The sequence below is a fragment of the Geoanaerobacter pelophilus genome (genome assembly GCF_018476885.1).
GTDB classification, from domain to species: Bacteria; Desulfobacterota; Desulfuromonadia; order Geobacterales; family DSM-12255; genus Geoanaerobacter; species Geoanaerobacter pelophilus.
Genome location: NZ_JAHCVJ010000002.1, coordinates 265,700 through 288,477, shown reverse-complemented (window position 1 = coordinate 288,477; position 22,778 = coordinate 265,700). Strand labels below are relative to the sequence as shown.

At 53.0% G+C, this 22,778-nt stretch carries 25 protein-coding genes; 10 read left to right on the top strand and 15 right to left on the bottom strand.

Going from position 1 to position 22,778, the window contains the following annotated elements; genetic code table 11:
• The first annotated feature begins 14 nt into the window (after window positions 1-14).
• The 5 genes from KI809_RS06810 to KI809_RS06790 all read left to right on the top strand — a co-directional run bounded on the left by KI809_RS06810 (window position 15) and on the right by KI809_RS06790 (window position 4,055).
• A complete protein-coding gene (locus KI809_RS06810) occupies window positions 15-884 on the top strand; it encodes a LolA family protein (protein WP_214170785.1) in 870 nt (289 codons plus the stop codon).
• A gap of 56 nt (window positions 885-940) precedes the next feature.
• Window positions 941-1,663: a LolA family protein gene (locus tag KI809_RS06805; protein ID WP_214170784.1), complete on the top strand. Its 723-nt coding sequence runs from the start codon at window positions 941-943 to the stop codon at window positions 1,661-1,663.
• A 24-nt stretch (window positions 1,664-1,687) separates the two neighbouring features.
• A complete protein-coding gene (locus KI809_RS06800; RefSeq protein ID WP_214170783.1) occupies window positions 1,688-2,173 on the top strand; it encodes a YajQ family cyclic di-GMP-binding protein in 486 nt (161 codons plus the stop codon).
• A 38-nt stretch (window positions 2,174-2,211) separates the two neighbouring features.
• Entirely contained in the window at window positions 2,212-3,531 is a 1,320-nt protein-coding gene (gene rimO / locus KI809_RS06795) for a 30S ribosomal protein S12 methylthiotransferase RimO (RefSeq protein ID WP_281416857.1), read from the top strand.
• A 104-nt stretch (window positions 3,532-3,635) separates the two neighbouring features.
• Entirely contained in the window at window positions 3,636-4,055 is a 420-nt protein-coding gene (locus KI809_RS06790) for a TraR/DksA family transcriptional regulator (RefSeq protein WP_214170781.1), read from the top strand.
• Window positions 4,056-4,112: 57 nt separating this feature from the next.
• Here the strand turns inward: KI809_RS06790 and KI809_RS06785 are convergent, their stop codons facing one another.
• Window positions 4,113-5,090, bottom strand: a complete 978-nt coding sequence (locus KI809_RS06785; RefSeq protein WP_214170780.1) for a 4Fe-4S binding protein — start codon at window positions 5,088-5,090, stop codon at window positions 4,113-4,115.
• Window positions 5,091-5,252: 162 nt separating this feature from the next.
• On the opposite strand from KI809_RS06785, the gene KI809_RS06780 reads away from it, so the two are divergent.
• On the top strand, window positions 5,253-6,047 hold the full coding sequence (locus tag KI809_RS06780; protein WP_214170779.1) for a sensor histidine kinase: 795 nt from the start codon (window positions 5,253-5,255) through the stop codon (window positions 6,045-6,047).
• Between the two features lie 183 nt (window positions 6,048-6,230).
• On the opposite strand, the gene ttcA is transcribed toward KI809_RS06780, so the two are convergent.
• The 7 genes from ttcA to KI809_RS06745 form a co-directional block, all read right to left on the bottom strand.
• Complete coding sequence (ttcA, locus tag KI809_RS06775; RefSeq protein WP_214170778.1) at window positions 6,231-7,025, bottom strand: tRNA 2-thiocytidine(32) synthetase TtcA; 795 nt, start codon at window positions 7,023-7,025, stop codon at window positions 6,231-6,233.
• Window positions 7,018-7,929 carry an RluA family pseudouridine synthase gene (locus KI809_RS06770; RefSeq protein WP_214170777.1) on the bottom strand — a complete coding sequence of 304 codons (912 nt, stop codon included), beginning with the start codon at window positions 7,927-7,929 and terminating at the stop codon, window positions 7,018-7,020. Before KI809_RS06770 ends, ttcA begins: the two co-directional genes overlap by 8 nt.
• Window positions 7,926-8,447, bottom strand: a complete 522-nt coding sequence (locus KI809_RS06765) for an NUDIX hydrolase (RefSeq protein WP_214171055.1) — start codon at window positions 8,445-8,447, stop codon at window positions 7,926-7,928. Before KI809_RS06765 ends, KI809_RS06770 begins: the two co-directional genes overlap by 4 nt.
• A gap of 164 nt (window positions 8,448-8,611) precedes the next feature.
• Complete coding sequence (locus tag KI809_RS06760) at window positions 8,612-10,501, bottom strand: ATP-binding protein (protein WP_214170776.1); 1,890 nt, start codon at window positions 10,499-10,501, stop codon at window positions 8,612-8,614.
• Window positions 10,502-10,543: 42 nt separating this feature from the next.
• Window positions 10,544-11,506, bottom strand: coding sequence for an ABC transporter substrate-binding protein (locus KI809_RS06755; RefSeq protein ID WP_214170775.1), 963 nt, complete (start codon window positions 11,504-11,506; stop codon window positions 10,544-10,546).
• A gap of 58 nt (window positions 11,507-11,564) precedes the next feature.
• Entirely contained in the window at window positions 11,565-12,017 is a 453-nt protein-coding gene (locus tag KI809_RS06750; protein WP_214170774.1) for a cache domain-containing protein, read from the bottom strand.
• Between the two features lie 307 nt (window positions 12,018-12,324).
• Window positions 12,325-12,795: a ferritin family protein gene (locus KI809_RS06745; RefSeq protein WP_214170773.1), complete on the bottom strand. Its 471-nt coding sequence runs from the start codon at window positions 12,793-12,795 to the stop codon at window positions 12,325-12,327.
• 157 nt (window positions 12,796-12,952) lie between these two features.
• Here KI809_RS06745 and KI809_RS06740 point away from each other — a divergent pair, with 157 nt between their 5' ends.
• A complete protein-coding gene (locus KI809_RS06740) occupies window positions 12,953-13,840 on the top strand; it encodes a complex I NDUFA9 subunit family protein (RefSeq protein ID WP_214170772.1) in 888 nt (295 codons plus the stop codon).
• Between the two features lie 10 nt (window positions 13,841-13,850).
• Here the strand turns inward: KI809_RS06740 and KI809_RS06735 are convergent, their stop codons facing one another.
• The 4 genes from KI809_RS06735 to KI809_RS06720 form a co-directional block, all read right to left on the bottom strand.
• Entirely contained in the window at window positions 13,851-14,690 is an 840-nt protein-coding gene (locus KI809_RS06735; RefSeq protein ID WP_214170771.1) for an energy-coupling factor ABC transporter ATP-binding protein, read from the bottom strand.
• Window positions 14,687-15,499 carry a cobalt ECF transporter T component CbiQ gene (gene cbiQ / locus KI809_RS06730; protein WP_214170770.1) on the bottom strand — a complete coding sequence of 271 codons (813 nt, stop codon included), beginning with the start codon at window positions 15,497-15,499 and terminating at the stop codon, window positions 14,687-14,689. Before cbiQ ends, KI809_RS06735 begins: the two co-directional genes overlap by 4 nt.
• 102 nt (window positions 15,500-15,601) lie before the next feature.
• Complete coding sequence (locus KI809_RS06725) at window positions 15,602-17,011, bottom strand: carbohydrate porin (protein WP_214170769.1); 1,410 nt, start codon at window positions 17,009-17,011, stop codon at window positions 15,602-15,604.
• Between the two features lie 139 nt (window positions 17,012-17,150).
• Window positions 17,151-18,212 (bottom strand): energy-coupling factor ABC transporter permease, encoded by a 1,062-nt coding sequence (locus KI809_RS06720; protein WP_214170768.1) that lies wholly within the window; start codon window positions 18,210-18,212, stop codon window positions 17,151-17,153.
• 186 nt (window positions 18,213-18,398) lie between these two features.
• On the opposite strand from KI809_RS06720, the gene nikR reads away from it, so the two are divergent.
• Entirely contained in the window at window positions 18,399-18,818 is a 420-nt protein-coding gene (nikR, locus tag KI809_RS06715) for a nickel-responsive transcriptional regulator NikR (RefSeq protein WP_214170767.1), read from the top strand.
• A gap of 4 nt (window positions 18,819-18,822) precedes the next feature.
• On the opposite strand, the gene radC is transcribed toward nikR, so the two are convergent.
• Both radC and uppP read right to left on the bottom strand, forming a co-directional pair.
• Window positions 18,823-19,509, bottom strand: coding sequence for a RadC family protein (radC, locus tag KI809_RS06710; RefSeq protein WP_214170766.1), 687 nt, complete (start codon window positions 19,507-19,509; stop codon window positions 18,823-18,825).
• 10 nt (window positions 19,510-19,519) lie between these two features.
• Window positions 19,520-20,335, bottom strand: a complete 816-nt coding sequence (gene uppP / locus KI809_RS06705) for an undecaprenyl-diphosphatase UppP (RefSeq protein WP_214170765.1) — start codon at window positions 20,333-20,335, stop codon at window positions 19,520-19,522.
• A gap of 198 nt (window positions 20,336-20,533) precedes the next feature.
• Here uppP and KI809_RS06700 point away from each other — a divergent pair, with 198 nt between their 5' ends.
• Together KI809_RS06700 and KI809_RS06695 are read left to right on the top strand one after the other, a co-directional pair.
• Window positions 20,534-21,151 (top strand): DUF47 domain-containing protein, encoded by a 618-nt coding sequence (locus tag KI809_RS06700; protein WP_214170764.1) that lies wholly within the window; start codon window positions 20,534-20,536, stop codon window positions 21,149-21,151.
• Window positions 21,144-22,145, top strand: coding sequence for an inorganic phosphate transporter (locus tag KI809_RS06695; RefSeq protein ID WP_214170763.1), 1,002 nt, complete (start codon window positions 21,144-21,146; stop codon window positions 22,143-22,145). The genes KI809_RS06700 and KI809_RS06695 overlap by 8 nt, the downstream gene beginning before the upstream one ends.
• 3 nt (window positions 22,146-22,148) lie before the next feature.
• On the opposite strand, the gene KI809_RS06690 is transcribed toward KI809_RS06695, so the two are convergent.
• Complete coding sequence (locus KI809_RS06690) at window positions 22,149-22,634, bottom strand: DUF2062 domain-containing protein (RefSeq protein ID WP_214170762.1); 486 nt, start codon at window positions 22,632-22,634, stop codon at window positions 22,149-22,151.
• Window positions 22,635-22,778 lie beyond the last annotated feature (144 nt).

Genomic DNA, 22,778 nt, shown 5'->3' with positions numbered 1-22,778 from the left:
ACAGGAGGGTGCATATGATTAATTTCCGGGCTCTTTTCTTGGGTATGGTCTTGCTTTTGGGGTGCGCCGCAACTGCTTTTGCCCAGACACCTTCTTTGCCGCGTGTTGCCGTCAGCCTCAGGGATGTGATCGACACCGTGGAAAAGTCTTTTTCCAGTGAAGCTGACAGCCGTTACAGTGACGACACGATCTTCCTTTATGACCTCTCGGCGGATTTTGTCCAGAAGACCATCATGGCCGGGAAAACCCCGAAGGAGATGATGGCTGACGGCGAGTTTCTGTTCAAGAATGCCGATTACAAACACCGTGATCCGCTCAAGTTCCGTTTTGAGTATTTCCGCCCCACGAGACATGAAATAGTTACCGACGGGATCTCGCTCTGGACCTATCTCCCGGCTAACCGCCAGGTTATTCTCAGCGACATGACCTCGTTCTTTGACCCCCAGTATTCCGATCCGACAAGAAATCGGGGTTTCACCTTCCTGCAGGGACTGCCGCGGATCTCCAGGGACTTTCAGATTACCTATTCCACCCAGGGGCGGGATATGAACGGCAACTATATCCTCGAACTGACTCCGCGTCAGGCGATGGAAACGGTGGAAAAGCTGTTCATTGTGGTCAACAAGGATGCGGTGACGCGCTATGTCCAGTACAATAACCGTCACATCATCAATCCGAACAACAAAGGCAACCGGATGAAGGATTATCCTCAACTGGCCTTCCCCATTCTCTCCACCACGGTTATCGATCACAAGGGGAATGCCACGGTCATGGAGTTCAGCAACATCAGGCCCAATACTGGTCTCGGCGACCTGTTGTTCAGCTTCAGCATCCCGGCCGATGTGCAGACGGTCCGGCCTCCCGGCAGTACCGGTAGGCCTTGAGGCGTCATTATGAGGCGACATCCGGCTGTGTCGCCTTTTTTGCGAGAGGATTATTCATGCTGATGAAGAGAATCGTGCTGTCAATGGTTACCCTGGCGCTTGTTGCCATGGGGGGGGAGGCGCAGGCTGCCGCTACTGGTTCTGCAGAGCTCAAGGATGTGATTGCAACCGTCGAGCAGGGGTACCGGCAGTTGCGGGACCTGCAGGCGGATTTCAGTCAGAAGACCACGCTGGCAGCAATCAAGAGGGATGAAAAAGGGGGGGGCGAACTCCTCATGCGCATGCCCTCCGGCGATGCCGCCATGTTTCGTTTTGACTACCGCAAACCGAAACAGCAGATCGTTTCTGACGGCAAGCAGGTCTGGTTCTATATCCCGGAAAATAAACAGGTCATGATCAGCGATGTCAAGAGCATGCTGGCCCAGGGGGGGGTGGCGCTCAACTACCTCACCGGTCTCGGCAATGTATCGCGGGACTTCAAAATAAGTTTTGTCGCTAAGGGGCGTGATGCCAAGGGCAACTACCTGCTTGAACTGGTGCCGAAAAAAGCCGGCCAGGCTTTTGCCAAGCTCCAGTTGACCGTACCTGCCGGTTCGGTTGAGAAATTCCGCAAAAACGGCGAGGCAGAAGATCCTTTCCCGATTGTCTCGTCGGTAATTTTCGACCAGCTGGGGAATCGCACTGCCATTGACTATTCAAAGGTCAAGGTCAATCAGGGGCTCTCCACTGGCAGGTTTCAGTTCAAAGTTCCGGCAGGAGTGGAAGTCATAAAGCCTTAATTTTTATTACAGGAGGATCTTTACATGCCGTCATTCGACATCGTTTCCAAGGTGGACATGCAGGAGGTCGACAACGCGGTTAATCAGACCGTCAAGGAGATTGCCCAGCGCTACGACTTCAAGGGGTCGAAGAGCGAGATCACCCAGGAAAAGGACAGCATCAAGGTGCTGGCCGATGACGACTTCAAGCTCAAGGCCGTGATCGACATTCTCCAGTCCAAGTTCTTCAAGCGCGGCATCTCCATCAAGGCCCTTCAGTACGGCAAGGCCGAAAACGCCTCCGGCGGCATGGTGCGCCAGATCATCACCATCCAGCAGGGGGTCTCCAAGGAGAAGGGCAAGGAGATCATCGCCGTTATCAAGGAAAGCAAGATCAAGGTCCAGGCCCAGATCCAGGATGAGCAGGTGCGAGTCACCGGCAAGAACCGCGACGACCTGCAGGAGACCATTGCCCTGCTCAAAGGAAAAGACCTCGATATCGAGATGCAGTTCGTGAATTTCAGAGAGTAATGGGGGATCATTTGGAGAAGACTCAGCAAAAAGTCAGCATGGTCAGCCTCGGCTGCCCGAAGAACCTGGTGGATGCGGAGGTGATGCTTGGTTACCTCTCCCAGAACGGTTATATGATCACCACCGATGAGCACGAGGCCGATATCATCATCGTCAATACCTGCTCGTTCATCAAAGAGGCGAAGCAGGAGAGCGTCGACACCATCCTCGACCTGGCTGACCGGAAGCAGGACGGTAACTGCCGGCTGCTGATCGTTGCCGGTTGTCTGCCGCAACGCTACCAGCAAGAGCTTGCCAAAGAGCTTCCCGAAGTGGACATCTTCGTCGGCACCGGTGACTATCCGCGCATTGCCGAGATCATTGCCGAAAAGGACGAGGCCGAAGGCCAGATTCTCTATACCGGCGATCCCAACTACCTGTACGATACCGAACTGCCCAGGATGCAGTCTACCCCGCTCTACACCGCCTACCTGAAGATTGCCGAGGGGTGTTCCAACTGCTGTTCATATTGCGTCATCCCTTCGTTGCGCGGTGGCTTTCGCTCCCGACCGCCCAAGCTGGTCTTGGAAGAGGCGCGGCGCCTTGTTGCCAATGGCGCCCGGGAGCTGAACCTGGTGGCGCAGGACATCACCCTTTATGGGAGCGATCTTGAGGGTGGGATCAATCTCGAATGGCTGATCAAGGAGCTGCACGGTATTGGCGGGCTCCGCTGGATCCGGCTGCTCTACGCCTATCCCGACGGGATCACCGACGGCCTGCTGACGGTGATCCGTGAGGGGGAGAAGGTCTGCAAGTATCTCGATATCCCCTTGCAGCATATCAGCGACCCGGTGCTGAAACGGATGAACCGGCGCAGCTCGGAGGAGGATATCCGGGCGCTTATTCCGAAGATCCGTGCCGAGGTGCCAGGCATTGCCCTCAGGACCTCGCTGATTGTCGGTTTTCCGGGCGAGACCGAGGAGGATTTCAAGAAGCTGCTTCATTTTGTGGAAGAATCTCAGTTCGACCGGCTCGGGGTATTCTGTTACTCTCGCGAGGAGGGGACTCCTGCTGCCGAGATGCCGGACCAGGTATCGGAGCGGATCAAGCGCGATCGCTACAAGAAGTTGATGCGGGCTCAGGCCCGGTTGTCGTTCAAACGGAACCGCCGCCTGGTGGATCTGATTGAGGATGTCCTGGTTGAGGGATACAGCGAGGAGACCGAATTGCTGTTGAAAGGGCGAACCTCGCGCCAGGCCCCGGATATTGACGGCCAGGTCTACATTACCGCCGGGCAGGCGGATGTAGGGGATATTGTAAAGCTCAAGATTACCGACTCCTCGGACTATGATCTGATTGGTGAGATAATATCTGAGTAATATCAGTATGTTGCCGTTGCGGCTTTTCCCTTGACAAGCGAAGAAATTGCTGTATTATTTCGTCGCCCTGAGGGGCCATTTAATCATATTGGAGTTTACTGCACATGGTTGATAAACAGTCAGAAATGAAGGCGATCCTCCTGAAGATGAAAGAGGACGCGCTTAACGAGATAACCAAGGCGATGAAATCCGGGGCAAATGTTGTCACTGGTGAGCCGAGCGGTGATATTTACGACCAGGCCTCCAGCGAGCGTGACCGTGAACTCGGCATGCTGCTCGGCGATCGTGAGCGTGAAAAGCTGGTCAGTATCGACGAGGCCTTGTTGCGGCTTGACGAGGGCGAGTATGGCATTTGCGAGGAGTGCGAGGAAGAGATCCCCCTGGGAAGGCTCAAGGCGTTGCCGTTTGCCCGTCATTGCGTCAAGTGCAAGTCCGACATCGAGCGCCAGCAGGCACAGACCAAGCGATTCGAAGAGGACAGGGCTTACCGCGAGATCGCCATCGGCGAGGAAGATGAAGGGTAAGCACCGGATTATCCGGCAAGCTGTAGCAAAAGGGCGCCTGCATGAGGCGCCCTTTTTTTATCTCTTTAGCAATCGGGCATACTCGGCAGCGCTTATACTATTATGCCAGTGACCGGTGGCCTTACCGATAATTGAACCACCCCAGAAAATGCCCACAACTAGAACGGCAAAGAGCGCCCCGGCAATGGCGATCCTGCCACCGGTAAGTTTCATTTCCAGCGCCCCGGCAGCTCGGCAGTTGCTGATACAGCGCCAGCAGCCGATACATTCCGGCGAGTGGATCCGCTCTTTGGCCATAACCGGGAGATACGAAGGGCAAAACTGGCTGCAGACCCCGCAGGAGACGCAGGCTGCTTTACTGCGGGTTACCTTGAGCGGCGACAGCATCGAGGTCAGCCCCAACAGCGCACCGTACGGGCAGAGATAACGGCAGAAGGCGTTCTTCAGGGGTATGGAGAGCAGGACGAGAATGCTAATGACGGTAAGGGGCAATCCGGACATCCCGAGAAAAAAATCCAGTAGTCGGACATCTGCGACTTTGTGGTAATCGCTGGTAATGAAATCGGCCACCGCTGCTGCCGGCATTTTCCAGAGGATCGATGCCAGAAAGAAAGTGAGCAGCAGGTATTTGAGCCCGCGCAACGGAAGGTCGAGCCAGGTTGGCGGCCGGAAGTTGCGCTTGGTCGCCCGGAACCCTGTTTTCCAAAGCAGTTCTGATACGGCTCCCACCGGACAGATCCAGGAGCAGAAGGCCCGTTTGAGCAGCAGCGACACGGTAATTGCCGTGATGAATATGACAACCGCAGCCGGGTGAATCTGGTTGATGGCGCCGTTGACCAGCCAATCCTTGACACCAAGCAAGCCAGAGATCGGCAGAAAGGCCTCGACCCCGGCCGGCCGAGGAAATGGAAACGTTGTGGCGCCTGAACTGAAATAACCGACGAATTGGTAAAAGCGGAAACCGATAAACAGGCAGAATATCAGAAAACCCCATTGTATCGCGATCCTCAGTGGCTGGACGTATTTCTGGTGCATCATGACCTCCGGGAGAGATGATTATCCTCAAAGATATACTGGCGAGCCGTTGCTGTAAATCGGAAACAGAGCGGTTTTTTCCCGGCAGTTATTGACGAATTGGAAAATCAGGCTATTCTGTGTTGAGGTGAACAGGTAGGGCGAAGTTATTGGGGGGAGTTGATGTCGGATCAGAAGTGCGTTGCCCTAACTGATTGCGGAGATGTCTCGGAAACCGAGAGCTATATCCGTCAGTTGGAAAAGGAGCTCACTCAAGCGCAAAAGCTGGAAGAAATCGGCATGGTTGCCGGAGTGGTGGCCCATGACCTGAATAATATCCTGACCCCGATATTCGGCTATTCGACCATCTTGAAGCGGGACATGGATAAGGATCACCCGCTGGCCAAGGCCGTTGGGGTGATCGAGAAATCTGCGGAACGGGCTGCGTTACTGGTCGGCAAGTTACTTGGTTGTTCCCGGCAGCTTGAAGCGGTCAAGACTCCCTTTGCCGTTGCCAAGACCCTTGACGCTGTCCTCGATAGCCTGAACGGAAAAGCCGTTACTCTTGAGAAGCGGTTTGCTGATGTGCCGCTGGTGCTTGGCGATGCTCACCAAATCGCGATGGTGATAAGGGCAGTTATTGACAATGCCCTTGAAGCGATTGAGACTGGAGGCAAAATCGCCGTAGCTGTTGATACCGTTGACCTCGATGATGTCTTTTGTAAGCACCACCCGCCGACCAAACCCGGGGTTCACGTCTGTATTGCCATTGTCGACGACGGTCATGGGATGCTGCCGGAAGTTATGGCGAGGGCCTTTGAGCCGTTCTTTTCAACAAAGACCATAGAGTTATGCGCCGGAATAGGATTGACCCTGGCGCATACCATTACCAGAAAGCATTGCGGCTGTGTTACCCTGGAAAGCGTTCCTGGGAAGGGCACCACCGCCAAGATTTATCTCCCCGCCATTAAAGATTAACCAATCTCCGTTTAGTGAAGTGACATATTCTGTCTCACTGTCCTGATATGCTTGTCACATATCGATAGAGGAGGAGACAGATGGAACCCTTGGTGCTTTTCTCTGCCCTGCTGGTGGTGTATTGCTTCGGATTGACGTTTAAAGATGAGTGGCTGGATTGGCGGCGGCATGAGGTCAAGCCGGTCAGGCGGACTCATCCGGTGCGGCATCGTCCGGTGAAACGGTTTTCAAGAAAAGCTGTCTGTCCAGCAGGTGGCGGGGTTGCACGTTGGAAAGCGCCCGCAAGATGCTCTGCCTGATATGGGGGATATCCCGCTCCAGTTCGCTGATCAGCCGTTTCATCCTTTTGCGCTGCATGTCGGCCTCGCCGCAGGCCGGGCAGCGGCAGCATACCACCGGGAAACCCTTCAGTCTGGCGAACTCTATGATCTGGGCCTCAGTCACATAGACTAATGGCCGGATCACCGTGGTTATGCCGTTGTCAGCAAGCATGGAAGCGGCCATTGACTTCAGAGACCCGACAAAAAACTGGTTGAGCAGCAGCGTTTCGGCAAAGTCGTCGAGATGATGGCCAAGCGCCAGCTTGTTGCAACCGAACTTTTGCGCAAGCTCATAGAGTGCGCCGCGCTTGAGCCGGGCGCAGATTGAGCAGTAGGAGGAGCCTTCCCGCCGTTTTGCCTGGATTATCCCGTAATGATCGGTCTTTTCAACATGATGCGCGAAACCGTGTTCTTTGAGATGTCCGGCAATGATGTCGGTCCTGAAGCCGGGATAGCCCGAATCGATGGTGAGCGCCATGATTTCGAACCGGATTGGCGCCCGCTGTCGCAACGCTTCCAACAGATGCAGCATGGTGTAGGAATCCTTGCCGCCGGATACGGCAACGGCAATCCGGTCTCCCTCGGCAATCAGGCCATGATCGGCCACTCCCCGTCCGACGGCGTTCTTGATCTTCTTGTAGAGTTTTGCCTCATCCATTGAGTAAACCGCACTCTGCCTTGTCAATTGCGATGCCGTGTGAGCTGCAAATCTCGAGGAAAATGTTGTCGATTGGGGCTGTTGCCTGAACCGGCTGGCCTGAAGGCCCTTTGAAAGCCATTCGCCGGCAGTGGAGCATGATCCGCTCTGCTGGCGGAGCGCCGTAATTGACGTCGCCGATAATCGGCAGTCCGGAGTGCGCAAGGTGAACCCGGATCTGGTGGGTGCGGCCGGTCAGCGGTTTGGCTTCGATCAGAGCGGCATTGTCGCCTCTGGCAATCACCCGGAAGTCGGTCACTGAGTCTTTCCCAGGCTGCATCACTGCGTAGCGAAACTTGTTGAGCTTGCCGATCGGCGCATTGACCTGCCATGAATCTTCTGCCGGGGACCCCGAAACAACCGCCCAATATACCTTTTCTACCCTGCCGGCCTTGAATTCGCCGGCAATATACGAGGCCGTCTTTTTGTTTTTCGGGAAGACCAGCACCCCGGAGGTGCCACGGTCAAGGCGATGGACAATCCGCGCCTCCTCGTTCAGGCCGATGGTTCTCAGATAACAGCCGACTGCGTATTCAGCGGTCCCTTTCAACTGGTACGGGGTGCGCTGGCTATTGATGCCGATTCCCTTGTTGATGGCCAGGCAGTCTTGATCTTCGTACAGCATGTCGGCAGCGGTATAGACGAGGTCGATGCACCGCTCCTTCTCAATCAAGCCCAGGGCTATGGCATCGCCCTGGTGCAGTTGCCGCGAAGCGACGCGAACCAGGGCCATATTGACCGTGCAGCTTCCCCAGTCGAGCAGGCGGCGGATTTCAGTCTTGGACAGCTGGGGAAAGAGCGCTTTCAGGCCGTCGTCAAGACGGACGCCCTGCTGCTCTTTGCCCGCGGTTGCCAGGAGGATCATGCCTCTCTCCTGCTGGCGCGCAGCAGCGCCACAATGGTCTTGCCATCGATAATTCTGCCGTCGCAGGCCATTGCCAGGGCGTCAGAAAGCGGTACCCGCACCGGATGGATATCCTCGAACTGCTCCTGTGCGGACTCTCCCTGAGTAAGATCGTTGGCAAGAAACAGATAGATCTTTTCGTCAAATACTCCCGGAGATGAGTAGATAAAGCCGAGCGGTTCGAGGGTGGTGGCTCTCAGCCCGGTCTCCTCCAGCAGTTCCCGCCGGGCGCAGTCAACCGGGTCTTCTCCGGTGCTGAGTCGGCCGGCCGGGATTTCCAGGGTAAATTCGTTTATCGCCGGTCGCGGCTGCCGGATAAGGGTAACCGTCCCGTCTTCATGAAGCGGGAGAACTGCCGACCCGCCGGGGTGACGGACAATCTGGAAGGTGTGCCATCCCTTATCGCTGATCTTGACCTCCATCTGCTCAAGGTCAACAACGATACCATTGAAAATAATCGATCTGTTACGTGTCTCCATGGTGTTGGTAGATAGCATGTTAATACAGTTCTGGGAAGTGGATTTCGATGAAAGTAAAATAAGAAAAGCCTTATTTTGCATGCTTCTGGTGGGTGCATTCATGAAGGGGATAAAAAGCCCTGGTTGTACGGGGCATTCATGCAATAGGCTTTTTGTCGGCAGGTTTATGCAGCGCTGTCCAAGCTGAAGTAGAAGGTGGCTCCTTTGCCGACTTCGCTTTCCGCCCATATTTTGCCGCCGTGCCTCTCGATAATTCGATGGACGGTTGCCAGGCCGATGCCGGTGCCTTCGTACTCCTTCCCATGCAAACGCTGGAATGCTGTGAACAGCTTGTCCTTGTATACCATGTCGAAACCGACACCATTGTCCTTTACATATAAAATATCATTGCTTTTTGACGGGATCTTGCCGACGGCAATGACCGCTTCGGGGGTCAGCGAGGAATATTTCCAGGCATTGCCGATCAGGTTCTGTAAAACCATCTCCAGCAAAGATGCATCACCCTTGGTAGTAAGCCCTTCTGCGATGTCGAAGCGTGTGGTGCGGTCCGGATCGGATTCCTGAAACATTGTGGCAAGTTTATGGGCACAAGCACTCAGGTCCACATCGACAACGTTCATCTCTGCCCGTGAAACTCTGGAAAACCTTAACAGATCATCGATCATCACTCCCATGCGGCTGCTTGCGGCACAGATTCTGTCGAGAAAATCCCGGCCATTGTCATCAAGTCGATCGCGGTAATCTTCACGGAGAATGTTTGTAAAACCGTTGATGTGGCGCAACGGTGCCCGAAGGTCGTGGGAAACGGAATAGCTGAAGGACTCCAGCTCAAGATTGGCCAGTTCGAGAGCGGTTTTTTGGCACTCCAGATCTTTGTTGAGCCCAAAAGCCTCCTCTTGAGCCTGTTTCCTCTGCTCAACTTCAAGTTGCAGGGTCTTGTTCATTGCAGTAAGCTGCTCGGCAACCTGCTTGATTGGTGATATGTCGAGGGCCGTGCAGACGATGCCCTGAATCATCCCTTCATTATCAGGCATAACGGATGCCGTAAAATATATCGGTACAATTTGCCCATCTTTCCGTTGGCAGCAAGTCTCGGTACTGATTTTTTGCCCCTGGTCGGCTGTCGTGGGAACCTGGGCCGGCAGGACGTCATAGAATATCTTGCCGGCATCGGCCCCAGTCAATTCCCCTGGTTCGTATCCCAAAAGCTTGTAGGCGGCATAATTCGCATCAAGTATCGAATGGTCCGGAGAAATAATAAGCAGGGCCTCGGTCATGCTTTTAATGATGTTGTTGACGTATTCTTTCGAAACTGTCGTCTGCTGCAGATCTTTAGCCATCTGGTTGAAGCTGTCGATCAGCAGCTGCATCTCACCGACAGCGTGCATGTCGATTCTGGTAGTAAGATCTCCTTTGGCAAGTTTTCTGGAGGCATTTGCCAACTCTGAGACAGGTTCAAATATAAGCCGTCCCGAGACAATAAACAGGAGTATGGCCAGTACGATGGTAATAGCAATATTAAGGACGATGATGACGGAAATAGTATTCTTAATGTTGCTGATAATATTATGTTTTGTCAGGCAGACGACAACTTGCCCCAAAGTCTCAGTACCGGTGGTTATGGGAGAGGTAAGTACAACCGAGGATTCATTCTTTTCGATGAATTCCAGTATCTGGGGCACGTTATGAATGTCATGCAACATGAATTTAATGTGTTCGAGATGGGGCGATGAGTAATTGATGCTGGCAAATTGTGATGTAAGAATTTTACCGCTGTTATCGCGGATGATGATGTAGAGGATCTCCTCATCGTATCGTGCCTCATTGACTATGGAGTCAATCTGCACGGTGTTGCCCATAATCAATGCATCCAGGCACAGCTTGGATACATACTGAGCAATACCTTTCCCTTTTTGGGTCAATACGCTCTGCTGGTTAACCCCCTCGTTCACCGCAATAATTGCGCTCAGTGCAAGAGTTCCTGCCAGCAGCACCAAGGCTATGGTTGAAAAAAATCTGAATTTGATGCTTTTTATGGAGAATTGCAACTTCATATGGGGGAGGTGGTGCTTCCTTTACAATGATTTCCTGCAAGCCTATTCTAAAACTCTGATAGCCTTTTGCAGTAATGCTTTGGGAATCTCGACCTGCGCGGCCTTTGCCGTTTTTTTGTTTATGATCAAGCCTGGTTTGATGGAGTGTTCTATCGGAATTGACGACGGCTTTGCCCCTTTGAGTACAGCTGCAGCTTTTTTGCCGGCAATGACCCCGAAAGCATAGGGATCTCCGCACACGGCGAGCATTACCCCTTTCTCTGCCAAATCCTCAAGCATGGTGATTGTTATGACCTTCGAGTTGTTGGCAAGTCCGACAATCTGCGAAAGATTTGCCCCGATAACGCTGCTGCCTGATAGGTACACTGCGTCAACAGTGCTCATTACATCGGGCAGGATCTGCACAATATCTTCTTTTTTAGCCAAGATTACCGGCAGCACCTCTATCCCGTGCTTTTTCTGCAACTTCTGCAGATCTCGCAGTTGGGACTCGGTATTACTTTCTCCTGGTGTGTACAGCACTGCGAGTCTTTTCGCCGGGTAGACCTCTTGCAGTCGGATGACCAGTTCCGACAAATCGAACATTGTACTTACCCCGGTCACATTAGTGCCGGAATTGTTCCAGCTCTTGGCCACCCCTGCCCCGATGGGGTCATAGAACTGGCTGAATACTATCGGGATGTCTTTGATCTCCCTGGCAGCGACAACTGTTGCGTTGGTCCCGATAGTGATCAGCAGCGAAAGATTGTCAGCAGCAAAGCTTCTCACCAGATTGGCCGCCTTTGCCTTGCTCCCGGCCGCATTCCCCATCAGGAATTTAACTCTTGGTTCTTTGTAGCCGGATCTGGCCAGTTGTTCCTTGATGCCCTTAAACGATTCCTGATAACGGGCCTCGTCGCTGAAGATAAGCACACCGATCTTTATTTCAGCCTGCACATCGGGAGGGCAGAGAACCATCATTGCCAACACCAGCAACGTCAACCAGGAAACACAACTGCGGATCATCTCTGCTCCTCTACACTGTCGGGCCTTTAAAAAAACGTGGGAATAGTTGCAACGCTGGTTATTTGTATACTCCCGCACCGATGATGATTTCATTGGCTGCTTCCAGATAGGTCTGCTTTGTTTCAATCCTGTTGGTGGCCGGATTTGTCCATTTATACGAAACCCATCCCTGTCCTTTCCTGCCGACAGCCATGAATTCCTTGACAAATGCCTTGCCATCCATGTCTTTAAGCTCAATAAGTTGTTTGCCGATCAGCTTAGAATTCGCTCCGTGGGCGATCTGGGTACCATTGAAGTCCCACACTGTCAGATATAACTCACCATTAACAAACTGTCCTTTGGGGTTGCTGAACTCAGCCAGGGCTCTGTCTTTACCATTGGCCTTTAAATAGGCAACAGCTTTTTTTACCAAAGTCTTTGCATCATCCCTGGTCTGGCTTGCTGCCATGGCGACCACTGAGAACGTGATCCACAGAACAGAGATGATGATTGCTGATACAAACCTTGTCAACTTAGCCTCACTCTTTTATGTCGGTGTCATATTTCCAGCCACGCCAACAGGTTCGCTGTAGCTGTCTTTGAAATAGTTGCGATACCAGTCAAAAGTTTAGCAAAAATGTTGACAATATCTAGGGTTGCAGTTCCATACAAAATCATACAGTAACAATGGAGAACGCTCGGAATACATTTTTTATGCAAAAAGAGAGGCTACAGCGCTGGGCTGTAGCCTCTCTTCTTCTTTTATTGCTGCTGTCAGGACGTCTGGCGGTATTTATCGAAATACAAAAAAAAGACAATACCCTGATGCTTGACGTTTTTTAGTTTTCGGTCATAAAGTGCTGCTCGTACAGGTCTTCCAGGCTCTGCAGATGTCTGCTTTCGTCGGCAAGCAATCGCTGGAATAGGGCAGCATTCGGTGCGCCGGCACACCCTTCGGACATTTTTTTGTAGAAATCAATGGCCCCTTTTTCGAGGTGAATGGCATACGCCAATGCCTCGCGGCCGTCGGAATCCGGGTTCAACTCCTTTTTCGGCAATATATAGCCGAGGTTCATGGTTGGTACCGGGCGGATCATCTCATCGCCGTTCCCCATCTGGCCGAGGAGCAGCGCCTTTTCCAGTTCCTGCTTGTGGTTCAGTTCGTCCAGGGCCGAGTCCCTGAGAATCTCCTTTGCGCCCTTGTTTTTCAGGATACGGATGGAATTCAGGTAGTTCCTGAACCCCTCTTCTTCCATCTGAATGGCCATCTCTATTGCAGCTTCAAAGGTATAACAAACCTGGTCGCTCATTGGTGGGCTCCTCCGCGTCAAAATTAACAGACTTTTAGCACAATTGAGCCGTCAGCACAAGCATGATTGTATACAGCATGCCGGGTGGGTTCTGGCTATTGCCAATCTCTGCGGTAAAATTTTCTCAGATAATGAAATCATCTGGTGCGGAGTGGCTATGAAAATATTCCTTGCAGGCGGGACCGGATTTGTCGGCGGCAATCTGTGCGAAATTCTGGCCGCAAGCGGTCATGAAGTGAGGCTGTTGGTGCACCGGCGCCGCGACAGCAAAATAGCTGGGGTCGAGCAGGTTGAAGGGGATGCAGCTGATCTCGAAAGCTTTGCTGGCGGTGTTAGTGGTTGTGATGCCGTTATTAACCTGATCGGCATCATCCGGGAATTTCCCGGAAAAGGCATGACCTTCGAGAAGCTGCATGTCGAGGCCACCCGCAACCTGGTTGCCGCAGCAGGCATGGCCGGCAGCAGGCGCTACTTGCAGATGTCGGCACTCGGCACAAGGCCGCAAGCGGTATCCTTTTATCACCGGACAAAGTGGCAGGCCGAAGAGCTGGTGCGTGGTTCCGGGCTGGAATGGACGATCTTCCGTCCTTCCCTGATCTTCGGACCCGGCGACGCCTTTGTTAACATGCTGGCCGACCAGATCAGAAAACTGCCCTTTGTGCCGGTCATCGGTGACGGTCAATATCGAATGCAGCCGATAGCCGTTCAAGACGTTGCCCGCTGCTTTGCCATGGCCCTCGGCATGCCGCAAACCATTGGCAAGAGTTTTGAGCTGTGCGGTGCGGACCGTCTGACCTATCTGGAGATGATCGATACCATTGCTAAGGTTTTGGGGAGGAGCAGTCCGGTGAAGATGAAAAACCCGTTGCTGCTGATGAAACTGGCCACTGCGCTGTTGCAGCAGTTCCCGCTTTACCCGGTGACCATGGACCAGATCCAGATGCTCACCGAGGAGAGTATCTGCGACGGCTCCTGGCGGGAGACGTTCGGCTTCGAGCCGGTACGGTTCAGCGAGGGGATCGCCTCATATCTGAAGGTGAGGTAAGGCCGCCTGATTAATGTTTATGGTGATGGTGATGGTCGTGATGATGCTCATGAGGGTGATCATGATGATGGTGATGATCATCAGGGGTAAAGACCGGAATCCGACCTGAACAGACCGGGCAGCCCTGCATTGAGAGAGGTTTTTCCAGCCGGCACTCGGCCAGCAGCTCGTCGTCACCGAAAATGTCGCGGGTAAGACCGTCGGCCCGTACCTCGCCATCCTTTAAAACAATGACCCTGCTGCACAGCTCCATCACCATGTCGAGATCGTGACTGGTGATGATCCTCGTATGCTGGAATTCCCGCATGAGTCCCATCAACTGCCGTCGCGCAAAGGGATCGAGCCCGTTGGTCGGCTCGTCCATGACCAGGATGTCAGGCGACATCGATAGTACGGTGGCGATGGCGACTCGCTTCTTCTCGCCGCCGGAGAGGTGATAGGGTGGCTTGTCTTTCAGGTGGGCCGCGTCTACCCGCTCCAGCGCTGCCATCACGCATTGCTCGGCATCGGCACTGGTAAACCCCAGGTTGAGCGGGCCAAAGGCAACGTCTTCAAAAACTGTCGGCATGAACAGTTGGTCGTCAGGGTCCTGGAAAACCATCCCTACAGTCCGGCGAATTTCCGGGAGGGTTCCTTTGGAGAGCGGGAAATCGCCGATTTTTATTGAGCCGGATGTCGGCGCCAGATAGCCGTTGAGATGAAGCAGCAGGGTCGATTTCCCTGCGCCGTTGGCGCCAATGATGCCGACTGACTCGCCGTGGGTAATGCGGAAAGAGATATCCTTCAGGGCGGCGGTGCCGTCAGGATAGATGTGGCGGAGGTTTTTCACCTCTACAATATGATGGCTCATGGCAAAATCCCGGTCATTAGTCCTCCCAGGAGCTGCGGGAGGTTATTGAGTCTGAAAATGACAAACAGTGAAACCCAGCCGATCAGGAAGACGGACTCAGCCATGCCGAAGCGGGAGATTTGCCGGGTGCGAAATTCTCCGTCGAACGCCCGAGCAATCATCGCCATATGGATCCGCTCTGCCCGCTGCCAGGTGCGGAGCAGCAAGTGGCCGATTAACGAGCCGTAGCTGGCAATACCCAACCCTTTTTTGCCACAGGCCCGGAGCTGTCTGGCGCGGGATGCTCGTCCTGCTTCTTCGGTCAGCACAAAGATGTAGCGATAGAGAAACATCAGCTGGACCGTAAACGCCTGCGGCGTGCCCATCTGCTCCAGTGCCCGGCAAATTGCCGGGAAACCGGTCACCGCCACCAGGGTGAGCGCCGCAGTGACCGTAAGCATGGCTTTGACTATGATGGCGATCCATGACACGACGCCGCCGGAAATGACGATCGAGCCGACAGCCAGCAGCGGCGACCGGTCCAGGAGCGGGTTGAACATCCCTACGACAAAGGCAAAAGGGAGCACCAGTACGGTTTTGCGAATGATGAAGCCTGCCGGCAAGTTGGCTGTGCCGATCAGAGCAGCCGGGTAGATGAAGAACGGGAGGAGTGGGGACAGCTCGTATTTGCCGAAGGAGACAACTGCAATAATGAAAACCAGGGTTGCGATAACCTTGGCGCGTGGGTCAAGACGGTGCAGACTGCTGCTGCCGTTTGCCAGCAGGTCGAGTTGCTTGAAATCCAGGATGGCGCCGTCAATGGAGAGCATAAGCCCCTTAAACTGAAACAGGGAGAGGTTTGGGCCTCTCCCTTCTTTTACCGAAGTTGTCTGGCATCGGGATTTTTACACGATATTACTGCACGGTTCAAGTCAGAACATTACTTGGGACCTGATGCCAAGGATAGCGACGTCAGCTGCATCCCTGTTGCCGGTTGGTTGCATTATGTACTGGAATACCGGCGCGACATTGATCTTGTCGTGCAGCTTGATGCTGTAATAGGTTTCAACCAGTTTCTCCTGGGCAGACAGCTCAGCTCCGGCTATCTGGCCATAGGCCACGGCACAGGTGTCGTCATTTCTGCCGGGGATCAGGCCAGTATACTGCAATCCCGCGCTCCAGCTTCTGCTGGTCAGGTAGACATTCTTTTCCCTTTGGGCATAGCGAGCGAATAAGGTGAGTTTGTCGCTAAGCTGCTGGTCTACGCTGATCCCGGCGTTATAAGCACTTTTGTTTTGTGTCTTGACGCTATTATCCGGTTTTGAAGCGTCAACGGCGCTATAAATCCTGTAGTTACCTTGAAGTTCCCTAAATGTCACCTTTGCATCAAGTTCGGCAATGCCGAAACCGTTCGAGGTAATGCCGTCGCCGGAAGCGGTGCTGCTGGCGTAACCGACACCGAAGGTCAGGTTGTCGCCGAGTTTGGCATGCACCCGCACACCGGGGCCATTCAATGGGAAAGAAACCGTAGGTGCATTCGTGAACAGGCCGGCAAGGAACTGGCTGGTTTCGTCGTTGGCAACCGCGTTGTTGTCAAAGTAATCGGTAATGTCAATTTTGCCCAGAGTCGCTATCAGCCTGTCGTCAAACAGCGACTGTTCCACAAAAGCCTTGTAGAAACGGACATTGTCACCGTCATTCGTGGCGAGGCCATTAAGTCCTCCCAGGCTGGCGACCCTTCGGTCAATACCGGTGCCGCCTGCGGCCCGAATGTCGACAACGGCTATAGTACTGTCAGTAATCTTGAAATTGAATACCAGGTCGCCGCGACCGGTTGCATCGCCACCGTCCTTTTGTTGCTTGTTGCCGATGGAATTTTGAAACACCCCGACCAGGGAGCCGCTCAGGGAGATATTTTTCGTCAGTGGATAAAGCGATGTCCCAAGCCCCTCGTTCCGGGTCTGGAAAGCCCTTGTATGCACCAACAACATCTCACTGCGCAGATCTTCTTCAATCTCCTGGAGCCGGTTCAGATCTTCACTGGAGACCGCTGCAGCCCCTTCTTTGATGACCTTCTCCGCCAGTTTTTCGGAAATCTGGCTGAGTGACGCCGCAATGTCTATCCGGGTCAGTTGTTGCTTTCCTTCGAGAAACTCCTTGGAGAAGACCCCTTCAATCTTGTATTTGCTGGCAATGTCAAGCAGCACCTTGCATGCCTGGTGGTCGATATTGACTTGATCCGGAATCTTTGCCTCGGGATGGAGGGCAAAGGCCGGCATCGCAGAGACAATGAGTGTTAGTGAAATAATCAGACTTAATAATGTGCGCCTTGAAACGTGCATACCCGCCCCCTGTTGGATTACTGGCATAAATCGACAACGGTCTTGTGAAATTGAAAACCGTTTTCAATATACGTAACGGATAATTATTTTGTCAAGCCTGGTTTTTTTGTTTATTGCCTCTATTGGGGAGCGACTTTAACTACCGAGCCAATTTTTTCAGTACCGTGGCTATGACGAAGACGAGCCCAAGAGTGAGCAGGCCGCCGACAATACCCGAGACACTGGTTCCCAATTTCCCCTCTTCTTCACGCTTTTCCTTGCTTGCTGGTGTTGCTGTCTGACCCGTCTGTCGGGCATCTTTTGTTATAGCAGCCTCTGGTTTCTTTAAGGCATAACCGGGGAAAATGGCTAGTTTCTCCTGCAGCGAAGACAACGATCCATGTATGCCGTTTTTTTCTGCCTCAAGTTCCTCTTTTCCGGTCACTTTTTTTATGGACCATTCAAGGCCATCAGGGTTTTCAGAAGCAAACCAGGAAATCATTCCCCCGGTAAAAAGCGCTACGGCAAAAAAGACGAGCACAATAATACGCATCGGCATGCCAGAAGAAATATTTAGCGGCTGCATTCCTGAAACGATTTCAGGCTTGGCCCTGTAGACGAAGGAAACTACGGCAGCAGAGACAACTCCTTCCACTGCACCGATTCCCAGATGGATCGGCTGCATCAGCATGATAAAGGTGGAGAAGGGGAGGGATGATATCCCGGAAAAGACTGTCTCAAGGACAACACCTAAGGCTCCCAGTTGCAATCCAACTACTGCTGAAATCAGAGAGGCGGCAGCAATTTTTCCCTGAGTCGGTCTGTCGCCGACTAGGGGCCTGTAGAATAAGGGATAGGCTATGAATGCGGGGAAGAACCCGAGGTTGAAGATGTTGCAGCCGAGGGCCAGCAGGCCGCCATCGGCGAAAAACAGCGCCTGCACCACCAGCACCGAGGCGATGGTGAGGAATGCCGCATGTGGCCCCAGAAGTATGGCTAGGATCAAGCCGCCACCAAGATGTCCGCTGGAGCCGGTGGCCGGTATGGTAAAGTTAATCATCTGGGCGGCAAAGATGAATGCTCCGAGAACGCCCATCAGAGGTATCTTGCTGTGGTCCATCTCTTTCTTGACCTTTGCTGAACAGTAAGCAATGGCGCCGGCGCTTGCCGCCCACAAAGTCCCTCCAACTGCCGGTGATATCAACGCATCTGCCATATGCATGGAAAAATCCCTCATAAAAAATGAATTTTGAAGGACGGTAGCACATAAGTATAAATCGTGCTACATAAATAGCACGAAAAGCGAAATCGTATACGTCACGCATTTTCGCACTTTCGTTTTTGTTTTGTGTAGGGAAATCGGTTACTATCTCTCCAAATTGAATACGCTCCGGGGAGGTATCCCATTATGGGGAATACGGTCAGATTCGGGATTTCACTGGATGAAAAGCTGCTGGAGAGTTTCGATGAGTTGATTGAGGAGAAGCGATACATGAACCGTTCCGAGGCGATTCGTGACCTGATTCGCGCTTCGCTGGTCGAGAACCGGGTTGCTTCTGAGGACGCCGAGGTGGTGGGGACGGTAACGCTGGTCTACAATCACCACGTGCGCGACCTGTCCGACAAGCTGACCGAGCATCAGCATGCCCACCACGACCAGATCATTTCAGCACTGCATATCCATCTGGATGCGCATAACTGCCTGGAGGTGCTGGTGGTCCGGGGGCCGACCCGTGATGTGAAGCGGATTGCCGATGAACTGATCGGCGTTAAAGGGGTTAAGCACGGGAAGCTGGTGATGACCACCACCGGCGAGGGATTGCACTGACGTTTTATAGATAACCTTTGTCAGCCAGGCTGACATAATTCTTGTCACCGATGATGACGTGATCCAGAACCCTGATCCCCATTAATTCTCCTGCTTCTTTCAGGCGTCGGGTAAGCTCCAAATCTTCGCGGCTGGGAGTTGGGTCGCCGGTGGGGTGGTTGTGAACCAGGATGATTGCTGCCGCTGAGTCGCGTACCGCCGGATTAAACACCTCGCGCGGATGTATGATGCTCTGGTTCAGGGACCCTTCGGAAATCGGCACTTCCCGGATAATCCTGTTTTTACCGTCGAGCAGCAATGCAACGACATGTTCCTTTTTCCGGTTTTTAAAACGATTCTGAAAATGCTGAAATATTTGGCTGGGAGCGGTGTAGCGGTCGCCGCTTGACAGCGATTCACTGCTGCAGCGGCCGGCAAGTTCGAGCGCTGCCTTGATTGAGGCTGCTTTGGCCGGTCCTGTTCCTTTGATCCGGCAGATTTCTGCGACAGACGCCTGAGCAAGGCCTCGCAGGTCGCCGAACTTCCGCAGCAATTCTCTGCCCAGGTCGATCGCGCTGACTTTGGCGCTGAAGTCACCGGTTCTGATGATCAGCGCCAGCAGTTCGGCGTCGGACAGTCCTTCTGCCCCATTTTTAAGGAGCCTTTCTCTGGGGCGTTCTCCTTCAGGCCAGAGCTTTATGCCTCCTGCCACCTCAGTCCTCCTATCTAGCCACAAAGAGCCAGATCAAGACAGCCGCACCTGCTAGGAGACGGTACCAGACAAACAGGTACAGTGAGTTCCGTTGCACATATTTTAGCAGGAAGGCAACACTTGCATAGCCAAAGAGCGCCGAGGTGACGATGCCGATCAGCAGCAATTGGGTTTCGCCTGCTGGGATGCCGTGCTTGAGCAGATGGCCGAGCTTCAGGATGCCGGCTCCGGCGACAATCGGGAGCGAGAGCAGGAAGGAGAAACGGGCCGAGGTTTCACGGTTATAGCCGAGAAGTAAGGCGGCGGTGATGGTTATTCCGGAGCGAGACACTCCCGGAATTAAGGCCAGGCACTGCGCCATCCCCACCATCAAAGCGCTTCCCAGGGTCAATCGTTCCATCTTCCAGCGCTTGGCGCCCATGGTGTCGGCAAAGGCCAGGATCAGTCCGAAACCGATCAGGAACGAGGCAATCAGCAATGAGCTTGATCTGAAGATGTCTTCTATGGTTTGTTCGAACATTTTGCCGATGATAGCGGCCGGGATGGTTCCGGCTATTATATAAAAGGGCAGGCGTTGTTGCGGCGACAAGGCCCTTTTTGCTGCCAAACCGGTGAAGAAGTTGAGGGTCAGTTCGATAATGTCGCGCCAGAAATAGGCGCAGAGCGCAAGCATGGTTCCGAGGTGCAGTGCCACGTCGAACGTCAATCCCGACTCCTGCCAGCCGAGAAGGCGCGGAACCATTATCAGGTGGCCGGAACTGCTGATCGGCAGGACTTCGGTGAGTCCCTGAAGCGCTCCGAGCAGAGCTGCTTGAAATTGATCCATCAATGATCTCTCCTCATTGGATAAAGCCGTGCCAGAGTAGAACAGGGGGGGGAGAAATGCAAGGGATATTGGGATGAAGCCGGGGATAATTTGTTGCGTTGGCGTTACAATGCTGTGGCAATGTCAGGCTGTTTATGTTAAATATGTTCGGTTTCATAAGGTGAATATCACTAGCTGGTTGAGTTCAGGAGGCCCAATATGTTCGGACTTATTCCCAAAGAGGAAAAGTTTTTTGCCATTTTCAAGGAGATGACCGTCACTATCATCGAGGGGGCTAATCTCCTGAAAGACATGATGGACAACTTCGAAGATCCGGCCACAAGCCAGAAGCGTATCAAGGATGTTGAGCACAAATGCGACCAGCTCACTCACGATATCATCAAGAAGCTGAACAAGAGCTTTGTCACCCCGTTTGATCGGGAGGACATCTATGCCCTTTCTTCCGCTCTTGATGACATCATGGATCTGATAGACGCCTCAGCCCAGCGTTTTGTTATGTACAATGTTGAAAAGCCCACCCCTGAATCTAAAGAACTTGCCTTCATAATACTCAAGTCGTGCCAGACTATCGACAAGGCAGTAGGGATATTGGGCGGCAAACTGGAGCCGATATCAGCCTATTGCGTTGAGGTCAATGCCCTGGAAAATGAGGCGGACCGGGTATGCCGCGAGGCGATAAGCCGTTTGTTTGACGAGGAGAAGGATGCTATCCAGTTGATCAAGTGGAAGGAAATCTACGAAACCCTTGAGCGGGCAACCGACAAATGCGAAGACGCTGCAAATATTCTTGAAAGCGTGGTGGTAAAGAATGCTTGATCCCGCATTCATCATGCTCTGCCTGGTTATCCTGGCAGCACTTTTGTTCGATTATATCAACGGCTTTCATGATACCGCCAATGCCATAGCCACCTGTGTTTCCACTCGGGCGCTGTCGGTAAAGGCCGCCATCTTCATGGCAGCCGGGCTGAATTTCGCAGGCGCCATGGTTTCGACAAAAGTTGCCTCTACAATTGGCAAGGGAATAGTTGATGCCGGACAAGTTACTCAGATGGTCGTTTTTGCTGGGATAATCGGAGCTATTATATGGGACCTTATTACCTGGTACTATGGACTCCCCTCTTCCTCATCACATGCAATAATCGGAGGCCTTATCGGAGCAGTTGCAGCTCATGAAGGGTTTGCGGTGCTGCACTGGGCAGGCCTCAAAAAAATAGTGCTTTCGCTTATAATATCTCCCGTTATAGGAACTGCCATAGGTTTTGTTTTCATGGTTATAATGCTGTGGACGTTTCGCAGGACATCTCCTGCCCCTTTGAATAAAGGGTTCAGAAAGCTGCAGATACTTTCTGCCGCAGTCATGGCATTTGCCCATGGCACGGCTGATGCCCAGAAGTCAATGGGTGTCATCACCATGGCTATGGTCAGCTACGGACTGCTGCCGGTGTTCGATGTTCCCGTGTGGGTGAAAATTGCCTGTGCCGCTGCAATGGGGCTCGGAACAGCTGGCGGTGGCTGGAGGATCATCAAGACTGTTGGCAAGGATTTCGTCAAGCTGCAACCGGTTCACGGCTTCTGTGTCGAAACCGCCTCAGCCGGAGTTATTCTGGGGGCGTCATCCTTCGGTATGCCTGTCAGCACCACCCATGTAATTACTTCAGCTATACTAGGTGTTGGACTTTCTAAACGGCTCACCGCTGTTAACTGGAGTGTGGCTGGGCGGATACTGGTCGCCTGGGTATTAACCATACCGGCTTCGGCAATTGTGTCCGCTATGGTTTACCTGATTTTTAGCCCTTTCCTGGGCAAATAGCCTTCAGTCTTCGATATCATCACCAACTTCTTCCATCTCCCTGGTCAACTCGGCCAGGGATTCGTCTTTCTTCCTGAATTTGATCACAAGCCAATAGCAGGCCGCGTATCCAACCAGTGCGGCGGCAAAGCCGAGCAGCGAGGAGCCGAGAATCAATGAGGCGGCCTGCTCCTTGAGGTCGTCCCAGTCAAGGCTCTTGAACGAGATCTGGATCGGCGGCAGTCCGCGCATCATCTGCCCGAGTTTGTGGCTCAGAATGAGGGCGGGCGCCACGGTGAGCGGAGTGTTGACCCAGGCGCCGGTTATACAGGTAAGCTTGTTCAAGCGGAAAACGAAAGCCGCGGCTATAGCCAGGGGGGTATGGGCCCCGAAAAATGGGGTAAAGCTGATGAACGTCCCTACTGCAAACCCTGCAGCAATATGAGCTGGATGGCTGTCCAGCGAGAGAATCTCTCTGAACCGCTTTTTCCATTTTTCCTTATCGATCACGATTAATCCTTTTAGTAAATTCCGGGAAGTCTAGTTTCCCGACCTCTCTTTGTCAATCTCTTGCGTTAATTCAAAATTAAATTCTGGTAATTTACCCCTTGCATGGTGTGAAATATTCTGTAGATTTTAAGTTGACAGTATCAA

Coding starts and splice junctions, on each gene's coding strand:
- KI809_RS06810 (WP_214170785.1), top strand. CDS start 15: ATGATTAATTTCCGGGCTCTTTTCTTGGGTATGGTCTTGCTTTTGGGG.
- KI809_RS06805 (WP_214170784.1), top strand. CDS start 941: ATGCTGATGAAGAGAATCGTGCTGTCAATGGTTACCCTGGCGCTTGTT.
- KI809_RS06800 (WP_214170783.1), top strand. CDS start 1,688: ATGCCGTCATTCGACATCGTTTCCAAGGTGGACATGCAGGAGGTCGAC.
- rimO (WP_281416857.1), top strand. CDS start 2,212: ATGGTCAGCCTCGGCTGCCCGAAGAACCTGGTGGATGCGGAGGTGATG.
- KI809_RS06790 (WP_214170781.1), top strand. CDS start 3,636: ATGGTTGATAAACAGTCAGAAATGAAGGCGATCCTCCTGAAGATGAAA.
- KI809_RS06785 (WP_214170780.1), bottom strand. CDS start 5,090: ATGCACCAGAAATACGTCCAGCCACTGAGGATCGCGATACAATGGGGT.
- KI809_RS06780 (WP_214170779.1), top strand. CDS start 5,253: ATGTCGGATCAGAAGTGCGTTGCCCTAACTGATTGCGGAGATGTCTCG.
- ttcA (WP_214170778.1), bottom strand. CDS start 7,025: ATGGATGAGGCAAAACTCTACAAGAAGATCAAGAACGCCGTCGGACGG.
- KI809_RS06770 (WP_214170777.1), bottom strand. CDS start 7,929: ATGATCCTCCTGGCAACCGCGGGCAAAGAGCAGCAGGGCGTCCGTCTT.
- KI809_RS06765 (WP_214171055.1), bottom strand. CDS start 8,447: ATGGAGACACGTAACAGATCGATTATTTTCAATGGTATCGTTGTTGAC.
- KI809_RS06760 (WP_214170776.1), bottom strand. CDS start 10,501: ATGAAGTTGCAATTCTCCATAAAAAGCATCAAATTCAGATTTTTTTCA.
- KI809_RS06755 (WP_214170775.1), bottom strand. CDS start 11,506: ATGATCCGCAGTTGTGTTTCCTGGTTGACGTTGCTGGTGTTGGCAATG.
- KI809_RS06745 (WP_214170773.1), bottom strand. CDS start 12,795: ATGAGCGACCAGGTTTGTTATACCTTTGAAGCTGCAATAGAGATGGCC.
- KI809_RS06740 (WP_214170772.1), top strand. CDS start 12,953: ATGAAAATATTCCTTGCAGGCGGGACCGGATTTGTCGGCGGCAATCTG.
- KI809_RS06735 (WP_214170771.1), bottom strand. CDS start 14,690: ATGAGCCATCATATTGTAGAGGTGAAAAACCTCCGCCACATCTATCCT.
- cbiQ (WP_214170770.1), bottom strand. CDS start 15,499: ATGCTCTCCATTGACGGCGCCATCCTGGATTTCAAGCAACTCGACCTG.
- KI809_RS06725 (WP_214170769.1), bottom strand. CDS start 17,011: ATGCACGTTTCAAGGCGCACATTATTAAGTCTGATTATTTCACTAACA.
- KI809_RS06720 (WP_214170768.1), bottom strand. CDS start 18,212: ATGCATATGGCAGATGCGTTGATATCACCGGCAGTTGGAGGGACTTTG.
- nikR (WP_214170767.1), top strand. CDS start 18,399: ATGGGGAATACGGTCAGATTCGGGATTTCACTGGATGAAAAGCTGCTG.
- uppP (WP_214170765.1), bottom strand. CDS start 20,335: ATGGATCAATTTCAAGCAGCTCTGCTCGGAGCGCTTCAGGGACTCACC.
- KI809_RS06700 (WP_214170764.1), top strand. CDS start 20,534: ATGTTCGGACTTATTCCCAAAGAGGAAAAGTTTTTTGCCATTTTCAAG.
- KI809_RS06695 (WP_214170763.1), top strand. CDS start 21,144: ATGCTTGATCCCGCATTCATCATGCTCTGCCTGGTTATCCTGGCAGCA.